This is a genomic window from Catenulispora rubra (assembly GCF_015356825.1).
Classification (GTDB): Bacteria; Actinomycetota; Actinomycetes; order Streptomycetales; family Catenulisporaceae; genus Catenulispora; species Catenulispora rubra.
This window is the reverse complement of sequence record NZ_JAACYW010000042.1, coordinates 1-13,598: the sequence shown is the minus strand read 5'-3', so window position 1 is coordinate 13,598 and position 13,598 is coordinate 1. Positions and strand designations below refer to the sequence as shown.

10 protein-coding genes are annotated in these 13,598 nt (G+C 69.5%); all 10 read left to right on the top strand.

The features are described from left to right. The first annotated feature begins 112 nt into the window (after positions 1–112). Positions 113–1,648, top strand: coding sequence for a glycosyltransferase family 39 protein (locus GWK61_RS14660; RefSeq protein ID WP_194908910.1), 1,536 nt, complete (start codon positions 113–115; stop codon positions 1,646–1,648). 68 nt (positions 1,649–1,716) lie between these two features. Then, positions 1,717–3,192 (top strand): glycosyltransferase family 4 protein, encoded by a 1,476-nt coding sequence (locus tag GWK61_RS14655; RefSeq protein ID WP_194908909.1) that lies wholly within the window; start codon positions 1,717–1,719, stop codon positions 3,190–3,192. Between the two features lie 116 nt (positions 3,193–3,308). Further along, positions 3,309–4,307 (top strand): ABC transporter permease, encoded by a 999-nt coding sequence (locus GWK61_RS14650; RefSeq protein ID WP_194908908.1) that lies wholly within the window; start codon positions 3,309–3,311, stop codon positions 4,305–4,307. Then, positions 4,285–5,316, top strand: a complete 1,032-nt coding sequence (locus tag GWK61_RS14645) for an ABC transporter ATP-binding protein (protein ID WP_194908907.1) — start codon at positions 4,285–4,287, stop codon at positions 5,314–5,316. Before GWK61_RS14650 ends, GWK61_RS14645 begins: the two co-directional genes overlap by 23 nt. A 7-nt stretch (positions 5,317–5,323) precedes the next feature. After that, positions 5,324–6,478: a glycosyltransferase gene (locus tag GWK61_RS14640; protein WP_194908906.1), complete on the top strand. Its 1,155-nt coding sequence runs from the start codon at positions 5,324–5,326 to the stop codon at positions 6,476–6,478. A gap of 69 nt (positions 6,479–6,547) precedes the next feature. Continuing rightward, the gene (locus GWK61_RS14635) at positions 6,548–7,168 is read left to right on the top strand and encodes an acyltransferase (protein WP_194908905.1); all 621 of its coding nucleotides are present in this window, start codon (positions 6,548–6,550) and stop codon (positions 7,166–7,168) included. Continuing rightward, positions 7,165–8,268, top strand: a complete 1,104-nt coding sequence (locus GWK61_RS14630) for a DegT/DnrJ/EryC1/StrS family aminotransferase (protein ID WP_194908904.1) — start codon at positions 7,165–7,167, stop codon at positions 8,266–8,268. The genes GWK61_RS14635 and GWK61_RS14630 overlap by 4 nt, the downstream gene beginning before the upstream one ends. A gap of 23 nt (positions 8,269–8,291) precedes the next feature. Continuing rightward, positions 8,292–9,299 carry a Gfo/Idh/MocA family oxidoreductase gene (locus GWK61_RS14625; RefSeq protein WP_438939768.1) on the top strand — a complete coding sequence of 336 codons (1,008 nt, stop codon included), beginning with the start codon at positions 8,292–8,294 and terminating at the stop codon, positions 9,297–9,299. A gap of 224 nt (positions 9,300–9,523) precedes the next feature. Continuing rightward, complete coding sequence (locus GWK61_RS14620; RefSeq protein WP_194908903.1) at positions 9,524–10,444, top strand: glycosyltransferase family 2 protein; 921 nt, start codon at positions 9,524–9,526, stop codon at positions 10,442–10,444. Beyond that, positions 10,441–13,598 (top strand): glycosyltransferase family protein (locus GWK61_RS14615; RefSeq protein WP_194908902.1); only part of this gene is annotated, 3,158 nt, incomplete at its 3' end. The genes GWK61_RS14620 and GWK61_RS14615, both read left to right, overlap by 4 nt.

The following is a 13,598-nucleotide window of genomic DNA, read 5'->3' as shown; positions in this document are numbered from 1 at the left end:
AAACTCTCAGCGGGGCGCACCTCTTATACATGGAGCGCACCTCTTATACGTTCTCAACCCATATGTGACTACTCGCGCGTTTCCGACTGCCCCGGTCGATCGTTGACCCGACATGCGAATGGCGTTGCGGAGGATCGACCCCCTGGCGGCGGCGGTGGCCATGCTCGCCCTGGCGCTGCGGGTGCCGTTGGTGATGGCCGCGCTGCCGGGAGTGGGCAACTCGGACGAGCCGCTGAACATCTCCGTCGGGCTGCGCATGGCGTCGGACGGAATGCTCAACGCGCACACCTACCGCTACCCGGGACTCCTCTATGAGGTCATCGCCGGAGTGACGACCGCCTTCCGCGCGGTAGGGATCCACGTACCGACGCATGGCGCGATGCGCATCGAGAACCTCGGCGTGGCACACACGGACTCCCGCGCGTTCATCGTGACGATCCGGTTCGTCGGAGTCCTGGCTGCTGTGGCTACCTGTCTACTGGTGTGGGCCGCCGTGCGGGAAGTACTGAAGGCGGCAGAGCTCCCGGAACGATGGGGACGTATCGCTGCCGCAGTCGCTGCGGCGACCGTAGCGGTTTCCCCCTTAGCGACAGCCAACAGTGTTTACGCGACCCCGGACGTATATGCCGGGCTCGCTGTAGCGCTTACCTTGTACGGCGCTACCCGGGTTCTCCGCGACGCGCGCTATGCAGACCTCCTCTGTGGTCTCGGCGTGGGCATCGCATTAGGCGCCAAATACCTGGCCGTCGCAGCGCTTCCGGTAGTTGTCGCCTATGTATTGAATCCCCGGCGCGACAAGCCGGTGATCCGGATCGCGGAAGCCGCCGCCGTCGCGGCCGCGGTGTTCGCGCTGACCACACCGGGGATCCTCACGCATCCCATCGCCGTTCTGGACGGCGTGAGATCGGAAGCCGTCCATTATCAAGACGGCCACGTCGGTGCGCAGGGCGGCGCACCCGGCTACTACCTGGGCGCCCTCTTCCGTGATCAACCATTGCTATTGGCCGCCGTCGCGGTGGCGCTCGTCGCGCTGTTCCGGGCGACCGAGATCATTCGCAGGACATTGATCATCGCCCTCGCTTATGTGATTCCGCAGTTCCTTCTCCTGGCCGTGATGACGGTCCGCTTCGACCGCAATCTCGTCCCGCTGACCCCGGCGCTCGCCGTCCTCGCCGGCGTGGCCGTCCCCGCGGTCGTCCCGGCCGTCGTCCCCTGGATGCGACGACGGGCCGTCGGCGCCGCGGCCGTGGCTGTGATCGTGACCGCGGCGTTCATCCCGCTCGCCTCCGCCGTCCGCCTCTACCCCCGGCTCGACGAGCACTCGCGCGTCCAGGCCGCGGGGTGGGTCGCCGCGCACGTCCCCGGGCACGCGCCGGTCGCCGTGGAGAGCTACGGCCCGTGGCTCGACCCCGCGCGCTACCACCTCGTGCCGCTCACCTTCGCGGCCGACCGGCCGGGCGTCCGGGCCCGGGCGCTCATCCTCACCGAGCACGCCGCCGGCCGCTTCCTCGCCGATCCCGCGCACCACCCGGCCGAGGCGGCCGCCTACCGCGCGCTCATGAGCCGTTACCGACTCGCGGCACGATTCACAGCCGGGTCGTGGATCGAGGTCTACGTGCCGCGGGAGACGCCCGCGACCCGCGGATAGCCGGGGTCACCCGTCCGGCACGGTGGCGGCTTTCCCGCCCCGGGGCGCCGCCCCACTAGCATTCCCATGTGACAAACGACCGCCGTCCCCGAATCGCGATGCTCGTCGCCAACGACGTCCGTCTGGACTCGCGGGTGCAGAAAGCCGCGTACAGCGCCGCGGAGGCCGGCTACGACGTCCTCCTGCTCGGCTACGAGCCGAACCGCAAGGGGCGTCCATCGGATCCGGCCTACATCGGCGCGGCGCAGGTCGTCCGCACCGGACTGCACAACAAGTGGCAGATCGCGCAGTGGCCGCTGAAGGACGACGGAGCGCCGAGCCTGCGGCTGATGCCGTTCCGCGCGCTGTCGTTCGCGTCGTCGCTGGACTACAAGGCGCGGCGCCGCATCGTCCAGCGCATCAAGGAGCCCGGCACCGGCGACGGCAGCGTGAAGCATCGCGCCAAGGAGGTGCTCTGGAAGGTCTACTTCCGCGACGGCGACTGGCGGCGCACGGCCCGGCACCTGCTGTGGCTGGAGTCGAGCTGGTCGGCGCTGATCGAGGAGTTCGAGCCGGACCTGATCCACGCCCACGACATGCACACCCCCGGCATCGCGGTGCGGGTCGCCGACAAGCTGGGGCGCAAGGGCAAGCGGCCGAAGGTGCTCTACGACGCCCACGAGTTCGTGGCCGGGGTCTCGATGCCCGAGCAGCGCCGGCTGGCCTACGTCGGCCTGGAGGGCGAGTACGTCCGCAAGGCCGACGCGGTGATCACCGTCTCCCCGCTGCTCGGGCAGTGGTTGCAGGAGCGCTACCACCTCACCGAGACGCCCGGTGTCGTCGCCAACGCCCCGATGCTGCACGTGCCCGGCGACGAACCTGGCGACGAGCGCGATGAATCGGGCAATACGGACTCCGCCGAGGCGCCGAGCCTGCGCAAGGCCTGCGGTCTGGCCGACGACGTCCCCCTGCTCGTCTACTCCGGCGCGGTCTCGCCGATGCGCGGCATCGCGACGATGGTGGCCGGCCTGCCGGAGCTGCCGGACGTGCACGTGGCCGTGGTCCGCGGCGCCGACACCGAGTTCACCCGGGCGCTGCAGAAGCAGGCCGAGGACCTCGGGGTCGCCGACCGACTGCACATGGTCGGCTACGTCGCACCGCACCTGGTCCCGCAGTACCTGGCCTCCGCGGACATCGGCGTGATCCCGATCCTGCACACCCCGAACCACGAGGTGGCGCTGATCACGAAGTACTACGAGTACATGCACGCCAAGCTGCCGATCGTGGTCTCCGACGTGCAGGCCATGGCCGACTTCACCCGGGAGCTGGGCAACGGCGAGGTCTTCACCGCCGAGGACGCCCACGAGTACGCTCAGGCGGTCGCCAAGGTTCTCGCCGACCGGCCCGCCTACGCGTCCCGCTACACTGACGACCTGCTGGCGGCCAACTCCTGGGAGGGCCAGGCCGAGGTGTTGGGCGGGGTCTACGCGCGACTGCTCGGGCGGGAGCCGGAACCGCGGACGGGGGTCCGGGCGTTCGGTGAGACGGATGAGCCGAACGCTTAGGGTGTAACCACGGGGACATTCGGCGGACCGCAAAGCGTTGCCCGATAGTGTGACCGATCTACAGCACGACCCTGACCCCCCAAACAGGTGCAACCTAAAGCAAGTGGAGTGTGAGAGTGGCGACCGCCACCAGTGAGACGGGATCCGTGGAGGAGACCCGGACGAAGACCCCCGAACCTCCGCGCGCGACCGAGCAGGTTCACGTCTTCGAGCCCTACCGATACGCGCTGCCCAAGTTGGGACCGTACTTCCGGGACGTTTGGGCCCGGCGTCAGTTCGCCACCCACATGGCGTCCTCGACCTTGAAGGGCCAGCACTTCGACAGCTTCTTCGGCCAGTTCTGGCTGGTGCTGAACCCGATGCTGCTGGCGCTGGTGTACTTCCTGCTGACCAGCGTGCTGGGCGGGCAGAGCGGTGCCGGCACCAGCGCGATGAACCACTTCGTCGGGCTGCTGACGGGCTTGTTCGCGTTCTTCTACACGCGCAACGTCATCCAGTTCGCCGCCAGCTCGATCACCGGCGGCGGCAAGATGATCATCAACATGTCGTTCCCGAAGATGCTGCTGCCGCTGTCGACGACGTTCACGGCGATGCTGACGTACTTCCCGACGCTGTTGGTGTACGCGTGCTTCTACATCGGCGTGCACCACTCGGTGGCGGTCGGGATCCTGTGGATCATCCCGATCTTCATCATCCAGACGGTGTTCAGCTTCGGGCTGGGGCTGCTGTTCGCGGCCGTGACGCTGTACTTCCGCGACATGTCCACGCTGCTGCCCTATGTGCTGCGCATCTGGATGTACATCACCCCGGTGCTGTTCTCGCTGTCCTACGTGAAGTCCGAGGTCGCGGCCGGCAAGCTGCCGCACGTGATCGAGGCCGTCTACAAGTGGGACCCGTTCTCGCCGATCATCAACTCCTGGAACACCGCGTTGGTCGGCGACGGGCCGCGGCCGTTCTGGAAGGGCGGGACCATCAACGGCCACTACTACGCCGCCGCCTCCTACAACCCGCAGATGACCGAGCTCCTGGTCGGCGCTGTCGTCGCCACCATCGCGCTGGTCGTCGGCGCCTGGTACTTCATGTCGAGGGAGCGTGAGTTCGCTGTCCGCCTCTGAAACCGTCGAGACCGTGGACACCGCCAAGTCTGCCGAGTCCGCCGAGTCCGCCAAGTCCGCCAAGTCCGCCGAGGCCACCCCGGCGCCGGCCGAGCAGCCGGCGGCCAAGCTCGTCGACAAGCAGCTGGAGCCCCGCCTGGCCATCAAGGTCGAGAACCTCCACCTGTACTACCGCACCAAGGCCGAGGCCAACCCGACCCTGAAGGCCGCGCTGATCCGCAAGGCCAAGCGCCAGAAGGTCGAGCAGAAGGTCATCAAGGCGGTCAACGGCGTCTCCTTCGAGGTGCCGCACGGCACCGTGCTGGGCGTCATCGGCCACAACGGCGCCGGCAAGTCCACCCTGCTGCGCGCGCTCTCCGGGATCCTGCCCCCCACGCAGGGTCGCGTCGAGGTGCGCGGCCGGGTGTCCACGCTGCTGGCCCTGGGCGTCGGCTTCAACCAGAACCTCACCGGCCGGGAGAACATCGTCCTGGGCGGGCTGGCGCAGGGCTGGTCCAAGGACCAGATCCGCGAGAAGGAGGACGCGATCATCGACTTCGCCGACCTCGACACGCTCTCGGAGGGCGCGATCGACCGGGCGATGAAGACGTACTCCTCGGGCATGTACGCGCGTGTGGCCTTCGCGGTCGGCGTGCACATGGACCCGGACATCCTGCTCGTGGACGAGGCCCTGTCCGCCGGTGACGCGCGGTTCAAGGAGAAGGCCACCGAGAAGATGCTGGAGCTGTGCGAGAACGCCCGCACCATCGTGCTGGTCTCGCACGGCCTGGAGACGGTCCGCCACATGTCCAACCACTGCATCTGGATGGACCACGGCAACCTGGTGCAGAGCGGCGACCCCGACGAGGTCATCGACGCCTACATCGAGCAGCAGCGCAGGGACCGCGAGGCGGCCGACGCCAAGAAGGCCGCCGCCGAGGCCAAGGAGGCCCTGGAGGACGAGGCGCTCGCGGCCAAGGCCGAGAAGACCAAGGAAGCGCTGCAGAAGGCCATCGGAGAGGACGTCTGAGCAAGGCATGGCCGCTGACCGCAGCAGTAACAGCAGCAGTATTGACGTGTCGATCATCACCGGCGGGCACGACGTGGCGGACGCGCGGCTGCACCGCCTGGCCGCCGCGCTGCGCCGGGCCGGCCTGGGCGTCGAAGTGGTCGGTCTCGGGCTCCCCGAGGCCGGCCCCGCCGACTGCCTGGTGCGCACCCTCGGCTCCCGCTCGGCGAAGAAGCGCCTCAAGGCGGACCTGACGCTGCCGTTCAAGGCCCGCGGCAAGGTCCTGCTGACCGTCGACCCGGACATGGTCCCGGGTGCCACGCTGGCCCGCTGGTTCAAGGGCCGCAAGGTCGTGGCCGACGTCCACGAGGACTACCTGAAGCTGCTCAAGGACCGGGCCTGGGCCCGCGCCTCCTGGAAGAAGAGCGCGGCCACCTTCGCGGTCCGGATCTGCACGTTCTGGACCAAGCGCGCGAACATCACGGTGGTCGCCGACGACCACGTGCCGCCGATGAAGGGCCGCAACCGCCTGGTGGTGAAGAACCTCCCGGACTTCTCCTTCCTGCCGGCCGCGGGCGAGCCGGACCACTCCGCCCCGCGCGCCATCTACATCGGCGACGTGCGGCGCTCGCGCGGCCTGCAGGCGATGCTGGCCGCGGTGGAGGGCACCTACACCTGGGAGCTCGACGTGGTCGGCCCGGTGCAGCCCGGCGACCAGGCCTGGCTCGACACCTGGCACGCGACCTCCAGCGAGCAGGTGCGCAACCGGATCAGGTTCCACGGGCGTCTGGACCCTCAGAAGGCCTGGGCGCTGGCCGACGGGGCGTGGGCCGGGCTCGTGCTCCTGGACGACACCCCGGCCTTCCGCGAGGCGGTGCCGAGCAAGCTGTACGAGTACCTGGCCGTCGGGCTGGCGGTGGTGGCGACACCGCTGCCGCGGATGGCCGAGCTGATCTCCGCCTCCGGTGCGGGCGAGGTGGTGGCGGACCCCGCCGCCGCGTCGGCTACGCTGCGGCGGTGGTCGGAGCACTACGACGAGCTCGAACAGGCGCGCCACAACGCCCGCAAGTGGGCGGCGGAGCACCTCACCGGGGCCTCGCCGTACGACAAGCTCGCGGAGGAGATCCGCGGGCTGGTCAAGCACGGTCAAGCACGGTCAAGCACTGACGCTCTAAAGCCATAGTGGGCCGCCGCGCCCACGGTCCAGCGGGCCGCGACCCGGCGCCGCGCGACTGATCCCGGAGAACCGAGAGTGACTGAACAAAAGCAGGGTAGCCGGGAAGGCGTGCGGATCCTGCCCAGCGCCGACGTGGACGACCGCGCCGAGATCGGCGAGGGCACCAGTGTCTGGCACCTGGCCCAGGTGCGCGAGGGCGCGCGGGTCGGCCGCAACGTGGTGATCGGCCGCGGCGCCTACATCGGCCCGGACGTGCCGGTCGGCGACAACTGCAAGATCCAGAACCACGCGCTGGTCTACGAGCCGGCGGTGCTGGAGCCCGGGGTCTTCATCGGCCCGGCGGTGGTCCTGACCAACGACCACTACCCGCGCGCGGTGAACGCCGACGGCACCCCCAAGTCCGCCCACGACTGGACCCCGGTCGGCGTCACGCTGCGCGAGGGCGCCTCGGTCGGCGCCCGCTCGGTGTGCATCGCCCCGGTGACCATCGGCCGCTGGGCCCTGGTCGCGGCCGGCTCCGTGGTGTCCAAGGACGTCCCGGACTTCGCGCTGGTCGCAGGCGTCCCCGCCAAGCGCCTGCGCTGGGTCGGCAAGGCCGGCGAGCCGTTGGAGGACCGCGGCGACGGTCTGTTCGTGTGCCCCAAAGACGGCTCTGAGTACGTAGAGATCGACGGTGTTCTGAAGGAGAAGGCATGACGCTCCCGTTCATTCCCCCGGCCCGGCCGGTGACCGGCGAGGACGAGATCGAGGCCGTGGTGCGCGTCATGCGGACCGGCCAGGTCGCCGCCGGCCCCGAGGTCGAGGCCTTCGAGCAGGAGTTCTCGGCGCTGGTCGACGGCCTGCACTGCGTGGCCGTGAACTCCGGCACTTCGGCGCTGCACCTGTCGGTGCTGGCGCTGGGCGTCAAGCCGGGCGACGAGGTGATCATGCCCTCGTTCTCCTTCGCGGCGACCGCGAACTCGGTGGCGATCGTCGGCGCGGTGCCGGTGTTCGTGGACATCGAGCGGGATTCGTTCAACGTCGACCCGGCGGCGATCGAGGCCGCGATCACCGACCGGACCGTGGCGATCATGCCGGTGCACCTGTACGGGCACCCGGCGGCGATGGGCCCGATCATGGAGATCGCGCGCAAGCACGACCTGTTGGTCATCGAGGACTCGGCGCAGGCCGTCGGCGCGACGCTGGACGGCAAGGCGATCAGCACCTTCGGCGACGCCGCGTGCATCAGCCTGTACCCGACCAAGAACATCCACTCCATCGAGGGCGGCATCGTCGTCACCCCCGACGCCGAGGTCGCGCGCCAGGTCCGCCTGCTGCGCAACCAGGGCATGGAGGAGCGGTACAAGAACGAGGTCATCGGCCTGAACAACCGGCTGTCCAGCGTGCACGCCGCGGTCGGCCGCGTGCAGCTGACCAAGCTGGCCGCCTGGACCAAGCAGCGCCAGGAGAACGCGCGCTACTTCGACGCGCACCTGCAGGGCGTCGGCGTCCCGCCGGTCGTGGCCGGGGCGGAGCACGTGTACCACCAGTACACGATCCGGGTCACCGACGAAGTCGAGGGCGGTCGCGACGGTCTGGCCGAGCGCCTGAAGGAGCGCGGCATCGGGACCGGCATGTACTACCCGATCCCGATCCACCGGCTGCCGTCCTTCCAGCGCCCCGACGTCGCCTCGCGCGTCGCCGGCGAGCTGGTCGAGACCGAGAAGGCGGCGGCCGAGGCGCTGTCGCTCCCGGTCATGCCGACCCTGACCCAGGACGAGCTGGAGCGGATCGTGGCCGGGGTGAACGCGCTGTGAGCACCGCTTCTGGAAAGAACGCCGTGAACGGCACGAAGCTGCGCGCGGGCCTGATCGGCCTGGGCATGATGGGCCGGCACCACGCCCGGGTGCTGGGCTCGCTGGACGGCGTGGAGCTGGTCGCCGTCGCCGACCCCGGCGGCGACGCGCACGGCGTGGCCAACGGCCGCGAGGTGCTGGGGAACGTCGAGGAGCTGATCGCCGCGGGCATCGACTTCGCGGTGGTCGCGGTGCCCACGGTCTACCACACCGAGATCGGCCTGGCGCTGGCCGAGGCCGGCGTGCACACCCTGATCGAGAAGCCTTTAGCGCCGGATGTGAAGTCCGCGACCCAGCTCGCCGAGACCTTCGAGCGGGCCGGCCTGGTCGGCGCGGTCGGCCACATCGAGCGCTTCAACCCCTCGCTGCAGAACCTGCGCAAGCGGCTGGAGCACGGAGAGCTCGGCGAGGTCTTCCAGGTCGTGACCCGGCGCCAGGGCCCGTTCCCGAACCGGATCGCCGACGTCGGCGTGGTGAAGGACCTGGCCACCCACGACATCGACTCCACGGCCTGGGTGACCCGGCAGCCCTACACCTCGATCTCGGCCCACACCGCGTACCGCTCGGGCCGCGAGCACGAGGACCTGATCGCGATGACCGGCCGGCTGGCCGACGGCACCGTGGTCAACCACCTGGTGAACTGGCTCTCGCCGATGAAGGAGCGGGTCACCATCGTCACCGGCGAGAAGGGCTGCTTCGTCGCCGACACGCTGGCCGCCGATCTGACGTTCTACGCGAACGCATCGGCCCCGACGATCCCCACCTGGGAGGCGATGCAAGCCTTCCGCGGAGTATCCGAGGGCGACATGGTGCGCTTCGCCATCCCGAAGCCCGAGCCCCTGCGCACCGAGCTGGAGGCGTTCCGGGACGCGGTCCTGGACGTCGACGGCGGCCGCGAGCGCGTGGTCAGCATGCGCCAGGGCCTGCAGGTCGTGCGGGTCGCCGAGGCCGCGCTGGACTCGGCCGCCAAGGGTGCGACCGTCGAGCTGTGATCGCCTGAAGTGACGACGAACAGACGTTCCGTAGCGGTTGACGTGCTGGCCGGAAGAGGCCGTTGACCAGCTGAGGACGCGGAGTGATCAGGGCCCTCGAAACCGGGTATCCGGTTTCGAGGGCCCTGACGCGTTCTTTACTTCGGTTTGACGAGCTTCACGAAACTCTAAGAGTCCTCGCGGAGACTGATCTCCCTACTCGAGACGAGTCCGCACCATGCCTGATGAAAGGGGCTGGATCCTTGGAGCCCGAGCAGCTTCCTCCCCATGTCAGTGTGGTTCTGCCGTGTTTCAACGAGGAGGCGCATGTTCTGCTGGAGATTCAGCGGATCTGCGCGGCGTTGGATGCCACGGGGTACCCCTATGAGGTGCTTGCGATCGATGACGCCTCCACGGATGGGACGTTGGAGGTGTTACGGAAGGCTGAGATCGAGTATCCGTCGGTGAAGGTGGTGGCGTTCAACCGGAACGGTGGGGCCGGGACGGTGCGGCGGATCGGGTCGAAGATGGCCCGGGGTGAGATCGTGGTGTGGACGGATGCGGATATGTCGTATCCGAATGAGCGGATCCCCGAGTTGGTGGAGATGCTTGATTTCGATGCGGACATCGATCAGGTGGTGGGGGCGCGTAGGGCGGAGATGGGGTCGCATCGGTTGTTGCGGATCCCGGCGAAGTGGGTGATCCGGAAGATCGCTGAGAAGTTGACGAATCAGAAGATTCCGGATTTGAACTCTGGTTTGCGGGCGATGCGGCGTGAGGTGGCGTTGCCGTATCTGCGTCTGTTGCCGCCTGGGTTTTCGTGTGTGACGACGATCACGTTGGCGTTCATGTCGAATCAGCATCCTGTGGTGTATGTGCCGATTGATTATGCGAAGCGGGCGGGGAAGTCGAAGTTCCGGTTTGTGACGGATGCGTACCGGTACATCCTTCAGGTGTTGCGGATGGTGATGTATTTCAATCCGTTGAAGGTGTTGATGCCGCCGGCGTTGTGGTTGGTGGGCATCGGCGTGGTGAAGGCGGTGTTCGACCTGGCGGTGCATCCGTTCCGGTTCGCGCAGAACACGGCGTTGTTGCTGCTGTCGGGGTTGATCATCGCTTCGATGGCGTTGCTCGCCGACCTCATCGTGCGGTCCCGGCCGGAGTGAGCGGGAACGTCTGGGTCGCGCGGGCGGTGACCGCCGCGGCCGTGCTGGCTGCGCTGTACCTGGCGGTCGGCGGCATCGCCTCGCAGCTGGCGGGGCGCACCGTGCTGGCCGACACCGACTACATGATGCGCTACGGCGAGTACGCGAACGCCGGCTACGGCGCCTCGCAGAGCAAGAACCTGATGCAGTCGGACATCTACACCTCGGAGATCCCGGCCGAGGACCTGTTCGCCAAGGGTGTGAAGTCCGGGAAGCCCTCGGCCTGGGACCCGTACATCGTCGGCGGGACCCCGCTGGGCGGCATCACCAACAACGCGCTGGCCTCCCCGGTCACGGCGCCCTACTACGTGCTGCCGTCCTGGCTGGCCCCGGCGTACGAGCGGCTGGCCGAGGTGGTCGTCGGGCTGACCGGGCTCTATCTGTTCCTGCGCCGGCTGAAGCTGTCGCCGCCGGCCGCGCTGGTCGGCGGGATGGCGTACGTGTCCGGCGCCTACATGGTGGCCTGGCAGGGCTGGCCGCAGACCCGGGTCGGCGCCTTCGTGCCGCTGGTGTTCTGGGCGGTCGAGCGGTTCATCCAGCAGCGGCGCTTCCGCGACATGGCGATCCTGGCTGTGGCGATCGCCTGTCTGCTGCTCGGCGGCTTCCCCTCGGTGGAGGGCTATTCGCTGCTCACGGTCGGGGTCTACGCGCTGGTGCGGACCCGTAAACCCGGCCAGTTGGCCGGGCTCGCGGCGGGAGTCGGGGCCGGCATCGGGCTGGCTTTGTTCCAGGTGCTGCCGTTCGCGAAGTTCTACTCGTCGTGGCTGATCGAGGGGCGTGCGCAGAACGGCGCCGACCACCTGGACCCGCTGACGTTCCTGACGTCGTTCGCGCCGTGGGCGTTCGGCGGCGTGGCCTCCAACGGCCAGCAGCTGTTCTACCTGGACCCGAACGCGGTCGAGGCGCTCGGCTACGTCGGCGCGGCGGTGTTGGTGCTGGCCGTGGCCGGGGTGATGGCGATCCGGCGCGGCCGGATGCTGCTCCCGCGCGGCGTGTGGGTGTTCTTCGTGGCGGCCACCGTGCTGTGGATGCTGCTGATCTACCACGGCGGCTTCCTGCTGACGGCCGGGCAGCACGTGCCGGTGCTCAGGTCGCTGTTCGGGGCGAACTTCATCGGCCGGGCGCGGTGCGTGTCCGGGCTGCTGGTGGCGTGCCTGGCGGCGGTCGGGTTCGAGGTGGTGCTGCGCAAGCGGTCGGAGTTCGTCGCGGCGCCGGCCGCCGAGCGCGGTCGGTTCGCGCAGTGGATCGTTTCGCGGATGTCGCGGATATCTCAGATGCCGCGGATCCCGGGGCGCCCGGGCCTGGCCCGCTGGGCCGCGCCGGCCTGGTCCGGGGCGGTGCTGCTGGCGGTGGTGCTGGAGGGCCGGGCGCTGCTGTCCGAGGGGCACAAGGTCGCGGTCACGGACGGGTCCAAGGGGTACAACGGGTCCGATCCCACGACGGCCACCCAGGTCGCCGTCTCCACCTACAGCACGGAGATCCACCGCGGGCTGGTCCTGATCGCGGCCGCGGTGCTGCTGGTCGCGCTGCTGTGGCTGGTGTCCTGGTTCGGCGGGACGCTCCGGCGGCTGGGCGTGGTGCGGGTGCTCGCGGCGTGCGGGGTGCTGGCGATGGTCGCCGCCGAGGGGACCTCGTTCATCGGGCGGTTCACACCGAGTGCCGATAAGTCGACTTTCTACCCGGTCACGGACACCCAGGAGTTCCTGGCCGCGAACCTGGGCCACTCGCGATACGCCGCCACGGCCGACGCGTCGGTGCTCGGCACCGACTCGGTCTACGGGCTGCGCGCGCTGAACGGGCACGCGTTCCTGAACTCGGCGTTCGCGACCCTGGTGCGCGGCGTGCCGGGGGACCCGGTGCCCGGGCCGACCCGGCTGTCCTTCGAACCGGACGAGGCGCAGGCCACCAGCCCGATCCTGGACCGGCTGGGCGTCGCCTACTTCACCGCCGCGCCGAACGAGCAGGTCTTCGGGACTCTGCACGCGGCGACGACCGACGGCTCCGAGGCGGTGCTGCAGCCGAACGTGCCGGTCACGGTGCAGCTGCCGGTCGGCGACGACGTCCGGGCGCTGGGCCTGGTGCCGACGTCCTCCGACGACGTGTTCGCCTACGCGCCGAACTCGGACGACGAATGGATCGAGGTCTCGGTCGCGGACGACTCCGGCACGGTGACCTCGAAGCGGCTGACCCAGGGGATCCAGACCGGGGTCGAGTTCGACGTGCCGATACCGCTGGACTCCCCGGCGCAGGACGGCACGCGGACCGCGACGATCACGCTGCACTCGACGAAGGCGACGCCGCTGGCGGTGCAGGCGCTGGCCGGGGCGCCGTCGCTGGCGACGGTGACGGACCCCGGGGACGGGCTGAAGCTGGTGTACGCCGGGTCTTCGGTGATCTACCAGCGGCTGAACGCGATGCCGCGGATCCGGTGGGCCGACTCTTCGGTGGTGGTCGCGGATGCCACGTCGCGGGTGAGCTTGCTGGCTTCGGGGATGTTGGACGCTTCGACGGTGGTCTTGAACAGCGGGTCGGCGCTGTCGGCGCCGAACGTGTTGTCGGCGCAGGGGTCTGATTCCGGGACGCCGGCGGGGGCGGCTTCGTCTTCGGCTGCTGGCGTCGCGGGTGTCGCTGATGCTTCCGGTGCTGCTGGTGTCGCGGGTGCTGCCGGCGTGGCCGGTGCCACCGGTGCCGGGGCGGTCGGCTCGCCTCCGGCCGGGACGCCGGCGGCAGCGGTCGCGGCCACTTCGGGGATCGTCGACGGCGGTGCCGTAACGGTGACCACCGACGGCCTGGACTCGGTCGGCGCGCAGGTGAACACGACGGCTCCCGGGTACCTGGTGGTGGCGGACTCCGACCAGGTCGGCTGGTCGGCCACCGTGGACGGCAAGGCGGCCCGGCTGGTGCCGGCCGACCAGGGCCTGGTCGCGGTGTCGGTGCCGGCCGGGACGCACACGGTGAAGCTGCGCTACAAGTCGCCGGACAACGGCTTCGGCGGATACGCGAGCGCCGCCACGGCCTTCGCGCTGGCCGGCGGGGTCGGGGTCGAGACGTGGTGTTCGCGGCGCGGACGGACGCTGCCGTGGGAGCTGGCTTGGACGCGCGTCCGGGGTCGGCG

What these genes read in the sequence shown, in the direction of transcription:
- GWK61_RS14660 (WP_194908910.1), top strand. Translation starts at nt 113, where the DNA reads ATGCGAATGGCGTTGCGGAGGATCGACCCCCTGGCGGCGGCGGTGGCC.
- GWK61_RS14640 (WP_194908906.1), top strand. Translation starts at nt 5,324, where the DNA reads ATGGCCGCTGACCGCAGCAGTAACAGCAGCAGTATTGACGTGTCGATC.
- GWK61_RS14630 (WP_194908904.1), top strand. Translation starts at nt 7,165, where the DNA reads ATGACGCTCCCGTTCATTCCCCCGGCCCGGCCGGTGACCGGCGAGGAC.
- GWK61_RS14620 (WP_194908903.1), top strand. Translation starts at nt 9,524, where the DNA reads ATGAAAGGGGCTGGATCCTTGGAGCCCGAGCAGCTTCCTCCCCATGTC.